Source organism: Vallitalea okinawensis, assembly GCF_002964605.1.
Lineage (GTDB): Bacteria > Bacillota > Clostridia > Lachnospirales > PQDH01 > Vallitalea_A > Vallitalea_A okinawensis.
The window spans coordinates 75,324-96,838 of record NZ_PQDH01000004.1 but is presented as its reverse complement, the minus strand read 5'-3'; the positions used below and the strand labels follow the sequence as shown (position 1 = coordinate 96,838).

The window sequence follows — 21,515 nt, the reverse complement described above, 5'->3', positions numbered from 1 at the left end:
GACCCCTTTATTATCTTAGTCATTACCGACAACATAAGTCCTTATGGAATGCGGTGCTGCAACTGCATTAAACTGTTCATCTGCCACTTTAAAGCAATAATTTAGAGCAGCCTCCGATTCATTTAATAGGATTAAAATGATATCTTCATTAGGATTTTTAAAAGCACATACCTTTAGCTTATTATCCTGTGAACAAGAGCCTATTCGTTTTGCTCCAGGCATTACATATTTACTGAACTGACCAATATAATAATAGGAACTATTATAGTGTAATTCATTAGCCTGGGTATCTGCAATAATTGGCGCGTCACATAAATTATTGACATGATTAGGTCCACCTGTTTCATCTAGAACGATGTTCCAATCTAAATATCCTTCGCACCAGTTATTGAAATCACCGATCATATTCCTTGCGTACCTTTCACCTGTATACCATTCACCTAGTTTCACCCCACCTTCTTGGCACCCTTCAGTAAATAGTAAATGTTTATCTGGAAAGAGTTGATGAACTTTACCGACGTTATCAAATTCCTCACTAACATACCAGTGGAACCCTGTTCCCCAAACATATTGTGCCGCTTCATCATCCTCTAAAATCCTTTTGGCTCTTTCCACCATGATGTCTCTATTATGATCCCAGATGAGTATCTTTGTATCCTGCAAGCCTTCTTTGTACATGGTTGGTCCCAAATGATCCTTTATAAAATCTCTTTCCTCTTCAGCTGAATAAATGCATGAATCCCATACCTGAACAGCAGCAGGTTCATTTTGTACTGTTATACCCCAAACATCTAAACCCTCGTCCTCATAGGCTTTAATAAATTTTGTATAATATCTAGCCCATATGTCTTTATAGCTATCTAGCAATTTACCTCCGTTATTCATCTCATGATTACTTTTCATCCATGCTGGCGGACTCCAAGGTGAGGCTAATAGCTTAATCCCATCTCCTCTTTGCTTCATAGCATCTTTTATTAAAGGAATTATGTGTGTTTTATCTCTCGATATACTAAAGCTCTTTAGTTCATGATCATTCTCTTCAACATAAGTATAGTTACCAAGTGAAAAGTCACAACTATGTATATGTACTCTCCCCAAGGAATAACCAATCCCTTTCTCCTGGTCAAAATATCTTTCTAGAACTTCTTGTCTCTTGTCTGTTGATATTTTACTCAGAGTAACCGCTGCCGCTTCTGTAAAAGCCCCTCCAAAACCTATCATCTCTTGATACTCTTGATCCATATGAATATCTATAGTAACGCTATCTCCATCTATCTTTTCATACTTAAAATCAATTTCTGTAAGTCTACTCCCGTTGTCTTTAGCTGTCTCGATGACTTTCTTTATTTGCATGGTAGCCTCCTAAAACTTATTCTATTGTAATGAATGGCTTCTAAACTCCTTTGGTGACATACCCACCTGAAGTTTAAACATTTTTACAAATTGCTTGGTATCTTTATACCCAACTTTCTCTGCTATTTCATATACTTTATAGGCTGTGTGTACTAATAAATCTTTAGCATTATTTACTCTTAACTTAATAAGATAATCTACAAATTTAACACCAGTACACTCTTTGAAAAGCTGAGAAAAATAAGAGTAATTTAAGGATACATAATTAGATACTATGGACATACTTAAATTTTTATCTGAATAATTTTCTTCAATGTACTTAATAGCTTTATCGATATTCTCATACTTATTCTGCTCGATCTTTAAGAAGGGATTTATTTTGTCAATCTCTTCTATTAGCTCATTTTTTTTCACTGGCTTTAATAAATAGGCTCTTACTCCGTGCTTAATGGCTTCTTTGGCATATTCAAACTCTTCATAACCACTAACAAAAATAACTTCGCACCTATAACTGCTCTTTGATAAAGCTTTTATTAATTCAATGCCTGTCATTTTTGGCATCTTGATATCACTAATAATCAAATCAATCTTATGCCTTTGAATGATCTCCAATACTTCCATACCATTTCTAGCTTCAAAGAGCTTAATATTGTCGGCATAGTTTTTGGATAATATGGTGATTATACCTCGTCGTATGAATTTCTCATCATCTGCCACTAATATATTCATTGCTTATTACCTACTTTCGGTACTTTAATTATTGCTTTAGTGAATTTATTTTGTACACTTTCATAGGTGATGCCATAGTCGATTCCATAGAACAATTTGATTCGATCACTAATATTTTTAATACCGATTCCCATTTCAGTTGTTTCATCATGATCAATATCAATACCTCTTAATGCTCTATTGATACTCTTTAATTGGTTTTTGTGCATACCAATACCATCATCTGTTATGGTTATGCAAATCGCATCACAACCTAAATCTTCAACTGCATCAATAATAATGTTACTATCTTCACACTTTGCTTCAATACCGTGAATAAAACTATTTTCTACAATAGGCTGGATAGACATTTTAGGTATTTCTACCTCAAGTAATTCCTCATTTACATGAATCATAAGATTAATTTCATAATCAAATCTTACATTTAGCAATGCTATATACTTTTGGATATACACTAATTCTTGACTTAATGTAACAGTTTTCTTTTCATTCCATTTCATACTATAACGCAGTAAATCACCAAAATTTGTGATTAAATCCGAAAGCTCGTAGTTTTCATCAATCTCAGCCATCATTTTAAAGGTTTCTAACGTATTATAGATAAAATGAGAATTAATTTGTGTCTGAAGAGCTTTCAACTCAGCATTTAGTGCTAGCTGCTGCTCATATAATGCTTCTTTATTCAATTGATCTATCTCCACTAACATTTCCTTTATTTTTAGGGATAGGTGACTAATTTCATCACTACCCTTAATTACCTTAAATTTTTCAGGCTGACTCTTATCCATATTTTCTACGGAATAAATAACTTTTCTAAGCCTCATAAACAGAACATATGTGATAATGTAAGTTACTGCGGTGAGTGTGAAAAACATGATAAGACCCGTTAAAACAATACCATTTCTATCTTTTTGTAAAACTGTACTGATGCCTTCTAAAGATAATCCTTTATAAATGATCATATCTAATTCAGGTATACTTATCTTCCCTATAATTATTTCATCACTGTAGTGATATACTCCACCATCTTCAGTACTCCTATTCACTAACCACTCTTCAAATTGAAGCATCTTTTCTTCATGAATAAAGTTTCCATTATCAGATTGATCAAGTATTTGATTATCTTTTATAACATAGTAAAAGCTATCTAAATTAAAGGGTGATTGATTCAATGATTCAAAAAAAATCTCTTTTAACATACCTACTTCTACAATAATATTGTAGTCGTGATGGATTTTCTTTATATTTTTAAAAAAAGAGACACTTTCATAGTTGTTGGCAACATTTTCATACATCTCTAAATACTCTTGCTTTTCAATCACGCGCCATATTTCATTATTCTTCTCAATGTCAGTCATTAATGTTTCATTCTTAATTCTATTTTCACTCATGATAGATGGCCAATATTCATGCATATTTGGATTATCATTAAATATTCTAACTGCAAAGAGCTGTGGATTGCTATTTAATAGGACTTCTAAGTTTTTTGCATAAACATCATCAATGAGAAATATTTCTTCATATTCGAAGGTTTTATCTGCTCCAACTCGGTCAAGTAGCCCATTATTTAAGGATATGGAAAAAGCAATCTTTTTCATTAATGCCATTTTAGCTTGGATATCATCTTCTATATACTTGACTTCTTTATTTAATTGTTCTTGCAGTCGATTCCTATTTTCTTCTTCATACCTTTTGACCAAGGAGTTACTCATAAATATGATTGGAATAACTAATATAAGAATGTAGGCAATAATAAGCTTTTTGGTCAATTTTAAAATCCTCTTATTACTGAGTTGATTTGTTTGCATATTCCTTATGGCTGATGAAATCTAGCCTACCACCTTCCCATATGATTGCTCAGCTAATAGCTTTTTAATTATACCATATTTATAAAATATCTCTCCTTATTTATTGATGAGCATAATGAAATAAGTGTATATTTCATTATGCTCATTGAGTAAGGTGACCTTAATTGATCCCTAATCGTTTTTTATTATCATCAAGTTTTTGTTGCTGATAGTCAAAAATCTCTTCCCAACTGTGTTCTTCTCTATAAGACATAAATTCAGTCCAAATCTGGTCAAACTCTTCCTCTGTTTCAGCCATAATCAGTTGAGGTAAAGTTTCTCCCCATTCTGAATTGATTTTACCCTCTTCAATTGCTAGCTTAGAACCAGGTTCTAAAGTTAAATCTGAGTATTGGCTCTTATTAACTGCTTTTCCTTTAGTCCAATTATAAAGCTGAGCAAAAGGCTCAACAGGCTCTGACTCCCATTGCTTAGACATAGGGTTATCCATTAACATCCAGTAAGTATAAGATGCTCCATATAAATTATCAAAAGTGTTACGATCAGTATCTAAAGTTTCTTTAACTTCTGGCTTCCATGTTGGTTTTCCATTAATATTTTCCCATGTTACCCCTTCAGGCCCCATAAATAAGTCCAATTGACCTTCTTCACTCATCATATAAGACATGAATTTTATAGCTCTTTCAGGATCTTTACAATTCTTTGATATTAAGGTTAATGTCCAACCTGCAATGCCATCACCATCAAGTAAAGGCTGATCTAGACGATCATTAGCAGGTCCATCCACTGCTATATAAACTGTATCAGGATCTTCTTGGAAACGTATATTATTTTGTGCAGTTAAATCTGATCTTTGATAAAGCATTGAGAAATATCTGCCTTGTGCTATTTTTTCTTCCATTTGTGGACGAGAATCAATAAATACATCAACTGCAATTAACCCTTCCTCATTGGCTTGTCTAAAGACCTTTAACCATTCTATATATTCTGGATCCTTTGTTCGATCAACCAAATTTCCATTCTCATCTTCTTGTTGTATTGCTAAAAAGTTTTGTAAATATTCTTCTAAGGAAGAACATCCTTCATCATTAAAATCATGAAATCCAATAGGTATCAATGGCTGTCCATTTACTTCTGGAAACATGGCTTTTACATCCCTTAATGCTTGTAAAAAACCTTCGGGAGTTCGCATATCAGGAGACCCAATGGCTTCATACATGTCTTTTCTAACAAGAAATGTTTGGTTAGAGGTTAATTCATATTTCTCGTAATCCTCTGGTGAATAGGAAGCATTAGGGTAGCCGTAAACATGTCCATCATCCTTTGTATACCAATTGATACGCCCTGAATTTGCTACTTGGAAGAAGTACGGATCATATTCTTCTGCTAACTCATCTAAAGCATACACAAGATCACCTTGGATCATGGCATCAACTTGTGATTCCCACCATCCTAAAGTAATTAAATCTGGAAGTGTATCACCAGCTATCATAGAATTAATCTTTTCTGCTTCATTACCAGCAGGAACGATATAATTGATAGAAACACCTGTTTTTTCTGTAATATATTCTGATGTTGCGTCTCCACCCCATTTAGTAGGAAACCAAGAAAAGTTAATGTACCAATCTAATGTGATTGGAGATGTATCATCTAAATAAGATGGTTGAATTTCTTCATTGGCGACCTTGGCTTCTTCAACCTTTTCTGCTATTTCTGATGGTTCGGATGGATCCTTCTTTTCAGATTGTGATTGTGTTTGTTCCGTTTTTTGCTCACTACATGCTGTAAGAAACACTCCCATTAATGCAACAATTAGTACCATTGCTAATACCTTTTTCATTTCTTTTCCTCCCTTAATTTATATATTAATTTAATTAATATCCCCTGTCCATAACTAATATCATCCACCTAACCTTTAACAGAACCTAACAGCATCCCTTTAACAAAGTACTTCTGTAAGAAAGGATATACAAGGACTATTGGTAACGTTGTCACTACCATTGTTGCCAATTTAATAGAACCTGATGTTGTTGTAGCTTTTTGAACACCATCTGGCATATTGGCCATGGCTTGATTAGAAGCACTTTCTGCTACAATTCTATACAAATATGTTTGTATAGGTTGTAAATCAACATTTTTAGTTATATAAATAACACCCATGAAGTAATCATTCCAATGCCATACACCACAAAACAATGCAATTGTTGCTAATACTGGTTTTGATAAAGGTAATATAATTCTTCTAAAAATATAGAAGTACCCTGCTCCGTCTATTGTTGCTGCTTCCTCTAAACTATCAGGTATCCCCCTAAAGAATGATTGAAATATAATTAAATCGTAAAAGCTAAACATGGTGGGTATAATGTAAACCCAAAACGAATCCAATAAGTTCATGTTTTTGAATAGTATAAATGTCGGTATCAAGCCACCACTAAAGAACATTGTGATTATTCCCATGGTCAACCAAATTTTCCGGCCAACTAAATCCCTTTTACTTAATGAATAGGCAATCATGGCTGTGAATAATACATGAGTTGTTGTGCCAATAACCGTTCGAGCTACAGTGACTATAAATGCTTTAAAGATATCGTTATTACTTAAAACGATCTTATAGTTATCCAGTGTGAATTCCCTTACCCACCAATAGATTCCTCCCATCATGGCATCGGAACCTTCATTAAACGAAAGAATGAGTACATACCACACAGGGTATAACATGATAAAGCAGATCAATAGCATAAAGATAATATTAACAATATCAAATATTTTTGAACCTGTTGATTGCCTACTGAACATTTCTTTAATCTCATACCTGGATTGCTTGCTAATTCCTAGCACTATGATCACAAGAAACCCAATCATTAAAATAGCTAACATAACCTCTAACATGCTTTACCCCTTTCTAAAATAAAGAGTTACCAGTTAATCTTCTTGTTACTTTATTCGCTGTAAACAATAGTGCAAATGCCACAACAGATTTAAATAAACCAATAGCAGTTGCATAAGAATATCTTGCTGCTCGTATACCAGTCCGATAGACATAAAGATCCAGGACTTCACTGGCATTACTGTTTAAAGGATTATTTAAAACAAATACTTGATCAAAATTACTGTTTAACACACCACTAACAGCTAAAATAAATAACATGGCTATGGTTGGAGCAATACTAGGTAGCGTTATGTACTTTATTTTTTGGAATCTATTAGCACCATCAATAACTGCTGCTTCATACATACTTACATCGATTGCTGCTATAGCTGCTAAGTAAATGATGGCATTCCACCCTATTTCCTTCCAGATATCCGATGCTATGGCAATCCCCCAGAAGTACTTTGGATCTCCCAAAAAGGCAATAGGTTTTTGAATGATACCTATTCCTAATAGTACTTCATTGACCAATCCTGCTTCTGATGTCCATGTGATCATAATTCCTCCTAATACCACCCATGATAAAAAATGAGGTAGATAGGATATTGTCTGAATATTTTTTTTAAACCTGGATAATTTCAATTCATTGAGCAAAACTGCAAAAGCTATTGGCAATGGAAATCCAATTAATAACTTTAAAAAACTCATACCCAATGTATTCTTCATGACAAGAAAAAAATCTTCGTCTTTAAAAAACTCTATAAAATGATAAAAACCTACCCAAGGTGCTTCAAACATGCTTTGATAAATTTTAAATTCTTTAAAAGCTATAATAATTCCGTACATTGGTAAATAATTAAAAATGATCATCCACAATACTCCAGGAAGAACCATTAACAACAGCGTTCTTTGTACTTTTATTTTTTTCAATATGTTAGTGTTTGTCACCTCATCCCCTCCTCTCCATTGTTCTGATAGTATCATTATATATTTTTATATTTTTTATAAATAGGTCACTTATTTCATAAAAGTGTGCTTTTTTTAGTTACATAGGATATATTTTTTATTTTAAATAAACTGATAAGAAGTAATAGATTAAATGATCATCCTATTTAAACATAATAAAAAAAACCTCTTAATAATCTAAACTAAGAGATTTTAACATGCAATGAAAAAAGCCCCTTAAAAGGGCTTTTAACTTTCTTGCATTAATTCAAATATAACACCATCTCTTATAATAAACGCTACACTTAAGCTTTCATTAACCGCAAATGGCTCTACTATAACTTCATACTGATCTAAATAAGGTTGCATATCATCAACCATAAAAGCAATATGTGGATTGTTTTGCATCACTTCTGGTAATGGTGTGTCTGGTTCATATCTTAAGTATTCAAACATGAAGTCATGTTCAGCTGGGTCTGTGATATGTACTTTTAAGCCATCAGCATAGTTTTCACCATCTTGAACTTCTTTAGTAGGTACACCAACATGCATAAACTTAACCATCAAGTCACTCCTCCTTATTCACTTATAGCTGTTTCTTTACTGGTTGAAGCATTAACTTTGGCTTCGTATTTAGTTCGAAGATAAACTGTTATCACCCCATAGGCCAGGCCGATAAAGCAGTATATAAGTTCTGTCACTGCTGCAGCGCCATAAGTTGCACCACTAACATAACTCATAAATCCAAAGAAAACGCCTGCTCCAACAAAGACAGCAGGAACATAATCGAACCATGGTACTTTTTCTAGGCTGATTACTGGGATAACTATGATGAATACCGCTAAAGGTACACCGAAGAAACCTAATCCAGTTAATAAACCACCTAATTCCATGATTAGAATTGAAGCTATTATACCACTTACATAACCCAGAAAAGTCTTTACACCTCCCTTTATATTGCACCCAGCTATAAAATACATAGCCCAGGCTTGGAAAGCGATCCATCCGAATCCGATATTTCCAGCAGGTGGTACTAAAGGACTAAGTAACTGATCCACAATCTGAATTGTGAATGCTAGAAAAGCAATAATAATAGGAATAACAATGAACTTACTAAATTTCAACCATATCATCTCCTAATTTTAGTTATCACTTTATGCTTTTAAATCTTTGTACATCTCAAAGCCTTGTTTTCCAGTTAAACCATCATGAACAACTGCTCTAACTGCTTTAATCATAGCAATAGGATCTTCTGCTTGAAATACGTTTCTCCCCATATCTACACCGTGAGCTCCCTGACAGATGGCTCTATAAGTCATTTCTAGTGCATCGTCCTCAGGAAGCTTTTTCCCTCCTGCTATAACAATAGGCACAGGACATGCTGCTGTTATTTTTTCAAACTCCTCACAATAATAGGTCTTAACAATGGATGCTCCTAGTTCAGCTAACATTCGAGTAGCTAATAAGAAGTATTTAGTAGTTCTTTCCATTTGTTTACCAACTGCTACAACTCCCAGCACTGGAATACCATAACGATTACCTGCATCAACTGTTCTTACAAGATTATCAATGGATTGGCATTCACCATCTGATCCAATAAAGGTCTGTATAGCCATACAACTGGCATTCATTCTGATAACATCTTCAATGTCAACTCCAATAACTTCATGGCTCATATCTTCTTTCAAAACTGAGCTACCTGCTGAGCAACGTAAGGCAATGGCTTTATTATGATCAGGCATGATACAACTTCTTAATGCCCCTCTTGTAGCCATTAAACAATCTGCCTGCTCTGCTAAAGGTGGAATGTTCAGATCTAAACGTTCTAATCCAGCTGTAGAACCCATAATATATCCATGATCAAAAGCCAGCATAACCGTATGACCCGATTTTGGATTGAAGATTTTAGATAAACGAGTTTTCATTCCCCAGTCCACATGCTCCATGCCCTTGATGTGAAAAAATTGTCTAGGTGGCTTAATGCCTATTCCGTAATCTTTTGCACTCTTTACGCCATCTTTATCAGCCATATTCTTCCCCCTTATCTGTGACTTGATTGAGATCATCAACGCTTAACGATTGAAATATGGTGTTCTACAAGGCGCATTCCAGTATTTTAATAACTCATCATCCATACGAGCAATAAACATTTGGAATCCAGCCGTTTCTTGAACAGTGAGTAATTCGTCAACAACACTGGCTACCACTTGAATCCCTCTCTCTTCTAAAAGTTTATAGCACTTTCTGAAGACAATCAGTTGTTCCATTAGAGTTGTTGAACCTGAACCATTAATAATGAGCATTAGCTTCTCTCCAGATTCAATACTGAGATCTTTAAGTAATGCCTCCAACATGATTTTGGCGGTTTCATCAGCAGTCGCTAATTTTTGGCGTCCACCTCCGCCTTCACCGTGTTGACCCATCCCTACTTCCATCTCATCTTCTCCAAGTGTAGAGATCATTGTACCAGTTGCTGGATGAGTAGCCCCCCTAGCTGCAACAGCGATTGTAGCCATGTTATCAGCAAAATTCTGAGCAATAGCGGCCACCTCTTCTAAGGTCTTTCCTTCCTTAGCAGCACCTGCAACGATTTTATATAATGGTACACATCCAACTAAACCACGACGGTCATCTGCTTGTTTACGTGGTGCATTTGAGATATCCTCTTGTGTAACCACTTTAATGACATTTAATCCTTCCTTTTCTACTGCCTTCATAGTCAAATTACCTGTCAACATATCACCTGCATGATTAAGAACAACAAATAAAACACCTTTACCTTGATCTGCAAGTTTTAAAGCCTCAATGCATGGAGTAGGTCCAGGAGCGGCAAAAATATCTCCTGGTACGGAGATATCCAACATTCCCTCTCCTACAAAACCACTTAAAGCAGGCTCATGACCTGTACCCCCAAGGGATACAATTGTTACTCGTTCAGCTTCCTTAAGCTTCTTGTTCATAACTAGGTTGCTCTCTGTCAAATCAATCAAATCTGGGTTAGATAACGCTAATCCTTCTAGCAATTCTCTCGTTAAGTCTTCAGGACTGTTCATGAACTTTTTCATCTTCATAAAAAAAATCCCCCTTTAAAATATGGCTATTGAATAGCACCTAAATACATACCTTTTATAAAGATAGCTGTGGATGTTGCACCTGGATCTTTATGACCAATGCTTCTTTCTCCTAAGTTTTTTGCACGCCCATACTTTGCTTGATAGTCTTTTGTTTTCTCAGTGCCTTTCATAGCTTCACTACTAGCAGCCTCTAATTTTTCAATTAAACCTCCATCCGAATCTCTTAAAGCATTAACAGCTGGGATGAGAGCATCCATCATGGTTTTATCCCCTTCTGTAGCTTTTGAAATTGTACCTAACTCCATCAGCCCTTGAGTAAACATGGACTCTAATGCTGTTTCATCAAACTCTTTTTTTCCATCAAGGCCCTTTGCAAATCCCATAAATAATGTACCCCACAAAGAGGCTGCTGAACCTCCCCCAATACTCATAAACTTCCATCCACAATCGTCTAGTAGTTCATCCATTGGTTTCATAGATGTCTCTAGCTCTTCCATAATTATATCTGCTATCTTACCAATGGTAATCCCATGATCTCCATCTCCGGCTATAGCATCTAACTCTGATAACATAGTCGTATTTACCTGAAGTTCTTTCGCTGCATACTTTAGAGCTTTTTTGAATTCTATATCTGTCATCCAATACTCCCTCCTATGTTTTGAATTAGCCATTTTTGAATATATTTTCCAATCATTAAATTCATTATAACATTTGTCATATCAAATGTAAATAACTTTTCAGAAAATTTAGTCTTTATAAATCGACAAAAAAAATGGAGTGAAATTCTTCACTCTTAACCATCTATAATATCTTTTACAGTGCGATCATCGGCTATCAGATGGGTGATAATTCCGGTCTTCAACGCACCGATCAAGGCATTTTTATTATTTGTAGGACATATTGCAATAACTTTCTGAACTTTACTCAATTGATCAAGTGATATCTGTATGGCATGGTCTTCTTCGCTTTCTACGAATCCTCCTTTGTTATCATAATAATAAGATAAGAATGTACCAACAACTTTTTGAACGTTAAGTTTATTACCAAATCTTAGTGCTGTTGCTAAATCCGGTATATCAGGATAAGGTCTAATAGCTATAATCACAGCATCGAGTTGTTCCCATTTTTTTTGTATGGTGAGCTGTTGTTCTGTTTGAATATAGATCTTCTTTTCTTGATTGGATGCTGGTAAAGCAGGTGCATAGGTAAAGATAGGTTCAAAATCAGTTTTCTCACTGAAAATTCTAATTAACTCATTAGGGTGATAACCTTTATTGGGTATGTGAGCTGTACCTATAAGCGGACAAACTTGCCCACCATTGTAGTTACCCATCTCACTGCCATCAATCTTATCAACCAAAGTTCCAATAGTATATCCCCAGCCCATTCCTAGCGTATGTATATGCTTTAATTCATCTTTAATATAATAAATGGAATGATTAAGTATCATTTGTTCTGTTAAGTATTCTGTTTTCGCTTCTGGAACAATAACCCCACCTTTAATACCATAATGCTCTTTTAATTTATTCATCAGGTAATCATCATTGGTGAGAGGTGATTTAATCTGAATCTGAACGATTCCTAACTCTCTTGCATTACTCAACATTTTGCTGACCATTGGTCTGGATACACCCATTCGTTTTGCTATTTCTGCTTGAGTCAAATTATCTTCATAATACATTTTAGCTACTTCAACAAGTTTCAATACTTCATCTCTATCGTAAATCATGAACTCACCTCAACTAACTCACTATATGAAAAAACTAGCTTATATAAAAGACAATTACAATTATTTTTTTACCTTTTATATCCATTATACACCAATTTGGGTTATCTGTCGCCTAAATCTACCGAGGTGTAATTCTTAACATTATAGAGATAATTACATTTTAACCAGTAATAAAGCCGAGATAGTTAATCTCGGCTTAAATCATCTTATTTAAAAATGCTTGTATACGTGGGTGTTTAGGGTTAATCAGCACATCTTCAACTGACCCACTTTCTATAATTTCACCCTCATCCATAAATATGATTCTATCAGATACTTCTTTAGCAAAAGCCATCTCATGGGTGACGATTATCATGGTGAGGTTCTCTTTGGTCAACTCCTTCATAACCCCCAGAACTTCACCTACTAACTCTGGATCTAAGGCAGATGTTGGCTCATCAAATAAAAGTATCTCTGGTTCCATGGCTAGTGCTCTAGCTATGGCAACTCTTTGCTTCTGCCCTCCAGATAATTGAGACGGATAGGCTTTTAGCTTATCTCCTAAACCTACTTTTTCAAGTAAAACCTCTGCTTTTTTTATTGCATCATCTCTGTTTAGCTTATTGACAATCATGGGGGCTTCAATGACATTGCCTAATACCGTCTTATGAGGGAATAGATTAAAGTTTTGAAATACCATCCCCACTCCCCTGACAGCTTCTTTATCAGCTTGAATATCTACATCATCAATGGTGATAATTCCTTGGTCTATTGGTTCAAGAGTTTGTATACACCGCAATAAAGTACTTTTCCCAGAACCACTAGGACCAATAACGGAGATTACTTCTCCTTTTTTCACATTGACGGACACATTATTTAATACAACTAACTCACCAAATTTTTTAGTAACACTTTGTATGTTTATATCTCTCATCTTATCACCCTATGCATATATTGCTAATTTCTTTTCTAGTTTCTTAAAGACCATGACAATAATCCAAGTTAATGCCAAATAGATCGCTGCAGCTATGATGAATGGTACTACTGAGAAGTCCCTAGTCACAAGTTCTTTCGAGGCTCTCAATATATCCCCAAGTCCAATGGCTGCAACTAAAGCTGTGTCTTTTATCAATGTAATGGCCTCATTGCTGGTAGCAGGTAAAACCCTTTTTGCTGCTTGGGGAAGTATAATCCTCTTCATGGTCTGATAATAATTCATCCCTAAAGCTTTGGCCGCTTCATATTGCCCTTTATCAATGGACTGAATACCACCTCTGAATATCTCAGTAAAATATGCTCCATAATTAAGCACAAAGGTTATAGCTGCTGCTTGAAATCGTGTTAAGTTAACCCCTAGAACTGGTAATCCAAAATAGATAAAGAACAGTTGGAGTAATAAAGGTGTTCCTCTGAAAACCCAAGTATATACTTCTAGCAATCCATTGAGCATTTTTGATTTGGATATCTTCATTAACGCACATAAAACGCCTAAGGGTATAGAGAAGATAAACGTGACAATATAAAGTTTAATGGTTATGCTGCTTCCTTCTAGAATATATAGCGTGTTGTTTAAAATGTTGTCCATCGGTTAATCCCCCTACTTGAGAGCTGCATCATCTCCAAACCATTTTTCAGCGATCTCAGTTGTTACACCCTCAGCTTTCATTTCTTCTAAAATTGTATCTACTTCTTGTAATAAGACTTGGTCTGTCTTTCTAAACCCAATCCCGTATTCTTCTGATCCAAAATTCTCAGAAGCTACTTTATATTCTCCAGGTTTCTTAGCTATATAATAACGACCTACTACCTCATCCACTACCACTGCATCAACACGACCCGCCTTTAGATCTAATAATGCTTCAGTATAATTACTATACTTAACAATTTCTTTAATGCTATCAGCTTCTTCGCTGGCAGTAAGGGCTTCTTCACCACTACTTCCCATTTGGACACCTACTAGTTTTCCATCAAGATCAGCTTTCTTATCAATCTCTGAGTCAGCTCCTACAATCATAATTTGCCTATTATTTAAGTAGGGGGTAGAGAAACCAATCTTCTCTTTTCTATCTTCTGTTATTGTAAGCCCGTTCCAAATAACATCAATGTTACCGTTATCTAATTCCATAACTTTAGCATCCCAATCAATAGGTTGTAATTTTAATTCCACTCCCAGACGGTTAGCTACTTCTTTTGCCATATCAATATCAAAACCTACGATTTCATTGTCTTCACCACGGAATCCCATTGGTGGAAAACTATCATCAAGTCCTAAGACAAAATAACCTTTATCCTTAATTTCCTGAAGAGAATTATCACCGGACACCTCTTCTTCTTTACTACAACCTACAAAACTCATTACCGCAATGATTAAAACTAATATAGCTATAAATGCTTTCTTCACTATTAATTCCTCCCTCAAACTCCTAATAAATCTTAAATTATTTATTTAGCTTTTTATAATAATTTTCTAAGTGCTTCTTATTATACTTTAGTATGATAAAGTTGTAAAGTGTTAAATTAAAAATTAAGGAATAACTTTTGAAGTTATCCCCATTCTATACTACATTCTTTTAATGACAAAGAGTTCTGTTATGCTTTGACTTTTATTGCTCAATGTTGTTTCTGTACCCATTGGTATATTTAGAACTTGGCCAGCACTAAAAGTTTGTTCAGAACCCACTTCTAATTCAACTGTAACCTCTCCTTTATTAATGATCATAAAAACTTCAGCATCTGTTGCATGTCTTGGAAATGCTTTTCCTACCTCCATCACTACGTGGTTAAGTAGCATATCCTCTGTCTTTAGAATATTTTCAAATAGGTCATCTTCTGTTTGAGTAAACTCAAATTTTTGAAACACCTTCTCACTCCTTTTATTGTATCTTTAAATTGGTTTGTCATATACAATAGTTATTTTACCATTAACTACGGTTTCTTGTATATGATTAGCTGTGATATAATGATACTACTTAATACAGGGGGTGTCTTTTTGAAGAAAACTAGAACAACTATTAAAAAAAGCATTTATAAATTAATATTATTTATTACTATTTTTCTTTTTCTTCTTAATGTCTTAACAACAGTTATTGTTAATATCATTACTAAGGATTATACGGAACTTATGGAGAATTCCATCCAATTGAGTCAAGTTACCGTTAATCTACAAAACAGTAATCATACCATCAATCGAATTATTTCAACAAACGATCCTGATTTGTGGGATGCATTAGACAATCAATTGCTGGATATTAATAGACAACTAGATCATATTCGAATAACCCTTGAATTCACTTCCACAGGACGCATCTATTTTAGAAATATACAAAACATGTACGATAATTATAAATTTCTTATCAATCAATATGCTTTGGTGCAGCACGAAAATAATCTCGTCGAGTACGGCATTGCTCAAGATATAAAAACGCAATTTAGTTACATAAACAATCACTGCCAACTCCTAACTCAAGAATATTTACAACATAGTAGTGAGACCTATGCACAGGCTTTAGCTACTTATAACAAATATCGAAGCATTACTTTTATCGCCCTAATATTATTTATCATTTTACTTATTGGGTTCAGTGTGCTTTTTATCAGAAGTATGAACCGTTCTTTAGAACGTCTCTGTTATAAAGCCGAAGAACTTTCTAAAAAGAATTGGACTATCGAAGATATTGAGGAAAATAGATACGAGGAATTACATACTTTAGCTCAGGCTTTTAATAACATGAAGCACGAGATTATTACCTATATTGATGATGTAAAAGATAAGGCCAAACTTCAGATCATATTAAAGGAAACTCAACTATCTGCTCTACAAATGCAGATAAATCCTCACTTTTTATTTAATACACTAAATATCATATCACGTATCGCACTATTCAATAATGTTCCTGAGATTATGGCATTAATTGACGCTATATCAAAAATCCTTCGCTATAGTCTCTCTCATGCTAAAGAGTTAGTTCCTCTATCGCAAGAGTTAGATGTATTGAATGCCTATATTCATATTCAAGAAACTCGTTTTAGTGATACCATTCAATTCCAGGTAAACATGAAAGAACACGATGATATTCCTGTACCTCCTATGATTTTGCAGCCTATCGTCGAAAATGCCATTGAGCATGGATTGAAAACTAAAAGTGAAAATGGACAAATTACTATCACCATCTATCAAGATGATCAACTTGTCATTCAAATAGCTGATAACGGCATTGGTATGCAAGCACTATCTACAGAGAAGAAACAAACTACCGGAATTGGACTTAATAATGTTAGGCAACGTCTCCAATTAACTTTTAACCAGGATAATCTTCTTAACATACAGAGCCATCAAGGTGAAGGTACCACTGTAACGATTAAAATTCCTTTAGAAGGAGGCGTATAAGATGCTAAAGTTATTAATAGCTGAAGATGAAAAACTCGAACGTGATGCCATACGCTTTTTAATTAACAAGTATTTTGGAAAAGACTTTACAGCTATTTATGAAGCTAAGAATGGCCAAGAAGCCCTTCAAATAGCCATGAAAGAAAAACCCGATTTAATCTTTATGGATATACAAATGCCTTTATTAGATGGGTTAGATGCTGCTGAGCAAATACGACTGCTTCTTCCCGACGTTGAATTTATCATCTTAACAGCTTATAGCTATTTTGATTATGCCCGTAAAGCTATAAAGATTCCAGTGAATGATTATTTACTGAAACCTATACCTGTCGATGCCTTTAAAATTAGTGTAGGTAAAGCTATTAAAGATATCAAAAATAAGTACGAAAATCAAAATCGTGTGAAAAGACTAAAGGAGCAAATGAATAACTTTAGACCTCTCATGCATAAAAATATCATCCATCAAATTATAAGAGGTACCATGAATGAATGGGATTATAATAATTACTTCGAACTCTATGACTTAGCTTTTAAAGAGTATTTTTGCCTAATTATTGAGATAAATGAAGATAACCATCAGATGGTTAATCTCTATCAACCGCTTTATAAAAAGCTTTCCTTTGGACATGTTGATGTTATTGGCGAATGTCATCTCATGAAAATGATCTATTTTATATTCAGTGAAAAAAATTTATATATAGACCACATAACCAAAGAAATAATATCACTCTTAGATGAACATGGCATTAGTCAGTATTATATGGGTATTAGTCAAACATATGATGAAAAAAATCCATTAAATATCTGCTACAATGAAGCTGACCAAAAAATCTCTGATATGATCAAACAAGCCCACAATCCCAGCCCCTCACTGCATTTAGAATTAAAGTTATATGATTCTATTATTAATGAAAACTTAGAACTAACCTATCAGTTGCTAAATGCTATATTGAATGCTAAAAAGAATATAGCTTTGACGGAAATGATCTTATATTCCGAACAACTTATCCACAATTTATCAAGAAAGATCACCTTTTATATTAATACATCAACAGATGAAGATTTTGTTCAACTCTGGCATCAAGGCCTTAAAAATATACAAGATATCTTACAGTTGCAGCAATATTTAAGTGAATATGTTCATCATTTAATTAACACGATTAAAGATTATCGTAATTCAAGTGATGAAAAAATAGTGCAGTCCGCCATCAAATACATGAATGCTCATTTTTGTGATCAAACAATTTCATTAAACACCGTTGCAGAAGTCATTAATATTAGTTCTTTTTATCTTAGCAAGCTTTTTAAAGAAGTTACAGGTAAGAACTTTAAACAACATCTTATCGAGATGAGAATGGATTTTGCCAAAGAATTGCTTATGAAAAGTCAAATGTCTGTCAAGGAAGTCTGCCAAGAGATCGGCTATACGGACCCTAATTACTTTAGTAGAGCTTTTAAAAAGTATACTGGTGCATCACCAACTAAATACATCACCTAAACCCAATATGTCTTTATGAATTAAAATCATAACAAGAAATGTAAGATAAAAACAAGTTTATCCATAGTCACAAAAACAGTGAATAAGATAAGATAATATTAGTTAAAGTGATTATTAGCTTCAACTAATAGGAGCATTGCTTCTGAAAACTAACTAAAAAGGGGATAGAGTTATGAAAAGAATTGTAGCATTATTACTTGCATTGAGTTTGTTCTTATCTTTGGTACTTGTGGGTTGTTCAAGTAATGAAACACAATCTACTGATGGCGACTCTCAGCCTAAGGCCACAGAAGAAAAGAAAGAAGAACCTAAGGCGAAAAAAGAAGAACCTAAAGAAGAAATCATTCTTCGATTAGCCGATGTTCACAATGAAGGTTATCCAACTATGGATGGTAATTACGAGTTCAAAAGACTTGTAGAAGAGAAAACTAATGGTCGTATTAAAGTAGAAATCTATGGTGGTGGTCAATTAGGTGATGAAAAAACAGTTATTGAACAAGTACAATTTGGTGCTATTGATTTAACGCGTACCAGTATATCACCATTAACAGAATTTAACGATATGTTTAATGTTTTGATGCTGCCATACTTATATCGTGATAAAGAACATATGTTTAACGTATTAGATGGTGAGATTGGTGATATGATGCTTGAAGACTTAGCTGATACTGGCTTTGTTGGTCTCGGCTGGTATGACTCAGGTTCAAGATGTTTTTATAATTCTAAAGGCGAAATTGAAAGTGTTGCTGATTTAGAAGGTTTAAAGATACGTGTTCAGAAAAGTTCATTAATGATGGGATTAGTTGAAGCTCTTGGTGCTTCACCAACTCCAATGGCCTTCTCGGAAGTTTATAGTGCTTTACAAACTGGTGTTATCGATGGTGCTGAAAACAACTGGCCAAGCTACCTAACAACAAGTCATTATGAAGTTGCACCATTCTACGTTGTTGATGAACATACCCGTGTACCTGAACTGGTTATGATCAGTAAAATTACTTATGATAAGTTATCTGATGAAGATAAAGCTATCTTACATGAAGCTGGTCAAGCGGCTGCCGAATTAGAAAGAGAAAAATGGGCTGAATTCGAGGTTGAATCAGAAAAGACCGTAGTTGAAGCAGGATGTACAATTACTCGTTTAGAAGCAGCAAGTAAGGCTGAATTCCAAGAAGCTGTTAAACCTCTCTATGATGAATTTGCAGGTGATTATACGCAAGTTATCGAAGATATTCTTAATACAAAATAATTAGTCACAACCTCAAACTTACTTACTCAACGATTGGTGACAAAATACCGCCTAGAAAAGTAAGCAACAAGACACTTTTCTAGGCTTCATTAAACTATACATCTTTTATGAAAGGAGGACAATATGGTAAAAAAAATAGTTCATATTATTGAGGCAATATTCGAAAATATCGCAATGTTCTTTCTTGCAATAATGACCATTATTATTTCTTACCAAGTCTTCTGTCGTTACTTTTTAAATTATACACCTAGTTGGTCTGAAGAAGTCTCTTTACTCTTAATGGTATGGATGGGCTTTCTTGGTATCGCTTTAGGCGTCATCAAAGGTGTCCATATTGGTATTGAATTTTTCGCTTCTATCTTGCCTCATCAAATTCAGAAGGTACTCTTTATAGTAGATGATCTATTAGTGGCATTATTTGGAGCTAGCTTACTCATTTACGGTTATGAATTAGTTGAAAAAACAATGAGTTCAAAATTACCAGCTACAGGTTGGCCAGCAGCTACACTATATGCACTAGTCCCTTTCTGTGGCCTTCTCATTATCTGCTTTATTATCTATAAATTAATCCACGGGACTAAAGAATGAAAGAGGTGACTTATGGATACCAATACAATAGCAATGCTTATTCTTCTAGGTAGTTTCTTTTTAATGCTTATTATGCGGGTACCTATTGCCTTTGCTCTAGGTTTATCGACCCTTTTCACCACCTGGTATTTGGATATTCCTTTGCTGATTGTTGCCCAACAAATGGTAAAAGGAATCAACTCATTTTCACTTATGGCAATTCCTTTCTTCATATTAGCTGGTGAAATCATGAGCGAAGGTGGTATATCAAAACGACTTATCGACTTTTCCAATGTTTTGATTGGACGAGTGCGAGGTGGTTTAGCTATGGTTAATATATTAGCCAGTATGTTCTTTGGAGGTATATCTGGCTCATCAGTAGCTGATACATCTTCCATAGGCTCTATTATGATTCCGATGATGGAAAAAGAAGGTTATGATAAGGATTATTCCATCAACGTTACTATCACATCTTCTACTCAAGGTGTGATCATTCCACCAAGCCACAATATGATCATCTATTCTATGGCAGCAGGAGGAATTTCAGTTGGAAAACTGTTTTTAGGTGGTATGATACCTGGAATTTTACTAGGTGTATCTTTAATGATCCTTTCATATGCCATTGCTGTAAAACGTCATTATCCAAAAGGTGAAAAAATAAGTTTTAGTGATGCAAAGAAGATAATTAGTGAAAGTCTTCTCGGTTTATTTACGGCAATTATCATCGTTGGTGGTGTTTTATCAGGTATATTTACTGCCACTGAGTCTGCTGCTATCGCGGCTGTTTATGCTTTTATTATTACTTTTTTCGTATACAAAGACATACCTTTCAAACATATGTATGTTATTCTAAGAAATTCCATTAAGACACTAGCTATTATCATGGCAATCATTGCAACTTCAAGTGCCTTTGGTTGGATGATGGCATACCTGAAGATACCAACCTTAATTACCCAAACACTGATTGGTATATCTAGTAGCAAGCTAGTCATCTTATTGATTGTTAATGTTGTATTATTATTACTAGGTATGATTATGGATATGGCACCTCTTATTATGATAGCAACACCTATACTTCTACCTGTAGTAACGGCTGTAGGTATGGACCCTATCCAATTTGGTATTGTAATGATGCTTAATCTAGGTATAGGTCTGATTACTCCTCCAGTAGGTTCCACCCTCTTTGTCGGTTGTTCCATTGGCGGTGCTAAAATCGAGCAAATTGCAAAATCCCTCCTTCCATTTTACCTCTTGCTATTCGCCTATTTAATGCTGATTACTTTTATTCCACAGATAACCCTTGCCATTCCAAACTTCTTTATGTAAAAAAA

General features: G+C 34.5%; 21 protein-coding genes. 5 read left to right on the top strand and 16 right to left on the bottom strand.

Annotated features, from left to right (window positions below):
- Positions 1-15: 15 nt before the first annotated feature.
- The 16 genes from C1Y58_RS13425 to C1Y58_RS13350 all read right to left on the bottom strand — a co-directional run bounded on the left by C1Y58_RS13425 (position 16) and on the right by C1Y58_RS13350 (position 15,346).
- Entirely contained in the window at positions 16-1,353 is a 1,338-nt protein-coding gene (locus C1Y58_RS13425) for a glycoside hydrolase family 30 protein (RefSeq protein ID WP_105616575.1), read from the bottom strand.
- A gap of 21 nt (positions 1,354-1,374) precedes the next feature.
- Entirely contained in the window at positions 1,375-2,082 is a 708-nt protein-coding gene (locus C1Y58_RS13420) for a response regulator transcription factor (protein ID WP_105616574.1), read from the bottom strand.
- Entirely contained in the window at positions 2,079-3,851 is a 1,773-nt protein-coding gene (locus tag C1Y58_RS13415) for a sensor histidine kinase (RefSeq protein WP_157950094.1), read from the bottom strand. The genes C1Y58_RS13420 and C1Y58_RS13415 overlap by 4 nt, the downstream gene beginning before the upstream one ends.
- Positions 3,852-4,050: 199 nt before the next feature.
- Entirely contained in the window at positions 4,051-5,730 is a 1,680-nt protein-coding gene (locus C1Y58_RS13410) for an extracellular solute-binding protein (RefSeq protein WP_105616572.1), read from the bottom strand.
- Positions 5,731-5,798: 68 nt separating this feature from the next.
- The gene (locus tag C1Y58_RS13405) at positions 5,799-6,779 is read right to left on the bottom strand and encodes a carbohydrate ABC transporter permease (RefSeq protein WP_242985400.1); all 981 of its coding nucleotides are present in this window, start codon (positions 6,777-6,779) and stop codon (positions 5,799-5,801) included.
- 13 nt (positions 6,780-6,792) lie between these two features.
- A complete protein-coding gene (locus tag C1Y58_RS13400) occupies positions 6,793-7,707 on the bottom strand; it encodes an ABC transporter permease (protein ID WP_242985399.1) in 915 nt (304 codons plus the stop codon).
- 246 nt (positions 7,708-7,953) lie between these two features.
- Positions 7,954-8,268, bottom strand: a complete 315-nt coding sequence (locus C1Y58_RS13395; protein ID WP_105616570.1) for a hypothetical protein — start codon at positions 8,266-8,268, stop codon at positions 7,954-7,956.
- A 14-nt stretch (positions 8,269-8,282) separates the two neighbouring features.
- Positions 8,283-8,828: a DUF1097 domain-containing protein gene (locus C1Y58_RS13390; protein ID WP_105616569.1), complete on the bottom strand. Its 546-nt coding sequence runs from the start codon at positions 8,826-8,828 to the stop codon at positions 8,283-8,285.
- Between the two features lie 30 nt (positions 8,829-8,858).
- The gene (lsrF, locus tag C1Y58_RS13385; RefSeq protein ID WP_105616568.1) at positions 8,859-9,734 is read right to left on the bottom strand and encodes a 3-hydroxy-5-phosphonooxypentane-2,4-dione thiolase; all 876 of its coding nucleotides are present in this window, start codon (positions 9,732-9,734) and stop codon (positions 8,859-8,861) included.
- A 42-nt stretch (positions 9,735-9,776) separates the two neighbouring features.
- Entirely contained in the window at positions 9,777-10,775 is a 999-nt protein-coding gene (locus C1Y58_RS13380) for a dihydroxyacetone kinase subunit DhaK (protein WP_105616567.1), read from the bottom strand.
- A gap of 26 nt (positions 10,776-10,801) precedes the next feature.
- Positions 10,802-11,416 carry a dihydroxyacetone kinase subunit DhaL gene (gene dhaL / locus C1Y58_RS13375; protein ID WP_157950093.1) on the bottom strand — a complete coding sequence of 205 codons (615 nt, stop codon included), beginning with the start codon at positions 11,414-11,416 and terminating at the stop codon, positions 10,802-10,804.
- 155 nt (positions 11,417-11,571) lie between these two features.
- Complete coding sequence (locus C1Y58_RS13370) at positions 11,572-12,507, bottom strand: sugar-binding transcriptional regulator (protein ID WP_105616565.1); 936 nt, start codon at positions 12,505-12,507, stop codon at positions 11,572-11,574.
- A gap of 196 nt (positions 12,508-12,703) precedes the next feature.
- A complete protein-coding gene (locus C1Y58_RS13365; protein WP_105616564.1) occupies positions 12,704-13,420 on the bottom strand; it encodes an amino acid ABC transporter ATP-binding protein in 717 nt (238 codons plus the stop codon).
- A gap of 9 nt (positions 13,421-13,429) precedes the next feature.
- Positions 13,430-14,071 (bottom strand): amino acid ABC transporter permease, encoded by a 642-nt coding sequence (locus C1Y58_RS13360; RefSeq protein ID WP_105616563.1) that lies wholly within the window; start codon positions 14,069-14,071, stop codon positions 13,430-13,432.
- A gap of 12 nt (positions 14,072-14,083) precedes the next feature.
- Positions 14,084-14,887 carry an amino acid ABC transporter substrate-binding protein gene (locus tag C1Y58_RS13355; protein WP_105616562.1) on the bottom strand — a complete coding sequence of 268 codons (804 nt, stop codon included), beginning with the start codon at positions 14,885-14,887 and terminating at the stop codon, positions 14,084-14,086.
- A 159-nt stretch (positions 14,888-15,046) separates the two neighbouring features.
- Entirely contained in the window at positions 15,047-15,346 is a 300-nt protein-coding gene (locus tag C1Y58_RS13350; RefSeq protein WP_105616561.1) for a cupin domain-containing protein, read from the bottom strand.
- Between the two features lie 129 nt (positions 15,347-15,475).
- Here C1Y58_RS13350 and C1Y58_RS13345 point away from each other — a divergent pair, with 129 nt between their 5' ends.
- The 5 genes from C1Y58_RS13345 (at position 15,476) to C1Y58_RS13325 (ending at position 21,510) form a co-directional block, all read left to right on the top strand.
- Entirely contained in the window at positions 15,476-16,873 is a 1,398-nt protein-coding gene (locus tag C1Y58_RS13345; protein ID WP_170311593.1) for a sensor histidine kinase, read from the top strand.
- A 1-nt stretch (position 16,874) separates the two neighbouring features.
- Positions 16,875-18,371 (top strand): response regulator transcription factor, encoded by a 1,497-nt coding sequence (locus C1Y58_RS13340; RefSeq protein WP_105616559.1) that lies wholly within the window; start codon positions 16,875-16,877, stop codon positions 18,369-18,371.
- Between the two features lie 172 nt (positions 18,372-18,543).
- Complete coding sequence (locus C1Y58_RS13335; protein ID WP_105616558.1) at positions 18,544-19,617, top strand: TRAP transporter substrate-binding protein; 1,074 nt, start codon at positions 18,544-18,546, stop codon at positions 19,615-19,617.
- Between the two features lie 123 nt (positions 19,618-19,740).
- Entirely contained in the window at positions 19,741-20,205 is a 465-nt protein-coding gene (locus tag C1Y58_RS13330) for a TRAP transporter small permease (protein WP_105616557.1), read from the top strand.
- Positions 20,206-20,217: 12 nt separating this feature from the next.
- The gene (locus tag C1Y58_RS13325) at positions 20,218-21,510 is read left to right on the top strand and encodes a TRAP transporter large permease (protein WP_105616556.1); all 1,293 of its coding nucleotides are present in this window, start codon (positions 20,218-20,220) and stop codon (positions 21,508-21,510) included.
- Positions 21,511-21,515: the final 5 nt, after the last annotated feature.

Excerpts from the sequence above, each read along its gene's own strand:
- C1Y58_RS13425 (WP_105616575.1), bottom strand. The coding sequence starts at position 1,353 with ATGCAAATAAAGAAAGTCATCGAGACAGCTAAAGACAACGGGAGTAGA.
- C1Y58_RS13380 (WP_105616567.1), bottom strand. The coding sequence starts at position 10,775 with ATGAAGATGAAAAAGTTCATGAACAGTCCTGAAGACTTAACGAGAGAA.
- C1Y58_RS13340 (WP_105616559.1), top strand. The coding sequence starts at position 16,875 with ATGCTAAAGTTATTAATAGCTGAAGATGAAAAACTCGAACGTGATGCC.
- C1Y58_RS13325 (WP_105616556.1), top strand. The coding sequence starts at position 20,218 with ATGGATACCAATACAATAGCAATGCTTATTCTTCTAGGTAGTTTCTTT.
- C1Y58_RS13335 (WP_105616558.1), top strand. The coding sequence starts at position 18,544 with ATGAAAAGAATTGTAGCATTATTACTTGCATTGAGTTTGTTCTTATCT.
- lsrF (WP_105616568.1), bottom strand. The coding sequence starts at position 9,734 with ATGGCTGATAAAGATGGCGTAAAGAGTGCAAAAGATTACGGAATAGGC.
- C1Y58_RS13365 (WP_105616564.1), bottom strand. The coding sequence starts at position 13,420 with ATGAGAGATATAAACATACAAAGTGTTACTAAAAAATTTGGTGAGTTA.
- C1Y58_RS13370 (WP_105616565.1), bottom strand. The coding sequence starts at position 12,507 with ATGATTTACGATAGAGATGAAGTATTGAAACTTGTTGAAGTAGCTAAA.
- C1Y58_RS13330 (WP_105616557.1), top strand. The coding sequence starts at position 19,741 with ATGGTAAAAAAAATAGTTCATATTATTGAGGCAATATTCGAAAATATC.
- C1Y58_RS13410 (WP_105616572.1), bottom strand. The coding sequence starts at position 5,730 with ATGAAAAAGGTATTAGCAATGGTACTAATTGTTGCATTAATGGGAGTG.
- C1Y58_RS13360 (WP_105616563.1), bottom strand. The coding sequence starts at position 14,071 with ATGGACAACATTTTAAACAACACGCTATATATTCTAGAAGGAAGCAGC.
- dhaL (WP_157950093.1), bottom strand. The coding sequence starts at position 11,416 with ATGACAGATATAGAATTCAAAAAAGCTCTAAAGTATGCAGCGAAAGAA.
- C1Y58_RS13395 (WP_105616570.1), bottom strand. The coding sequence starts at position 8,268 with ATGGTTAAGTTTATGCATGTTGGTGTACCTACTAAAGAAGTTCAAGAT.
- C1Y58_RS13420 (WP_105616574.1), bottom strand. The coding sequence starts at position 2,082 with ATGAATATATTAGTGGCAGATGATGAGAAATTCATACGACGAGGTATA.
- C1Y58_RS13405 (WP_242985400.1), bottom strand. The coding sequence starts at position 6,779 with ATGTTAGAGGTTATGTTAGCTATTTTAATGATTGGGTTTCTTGTGATC.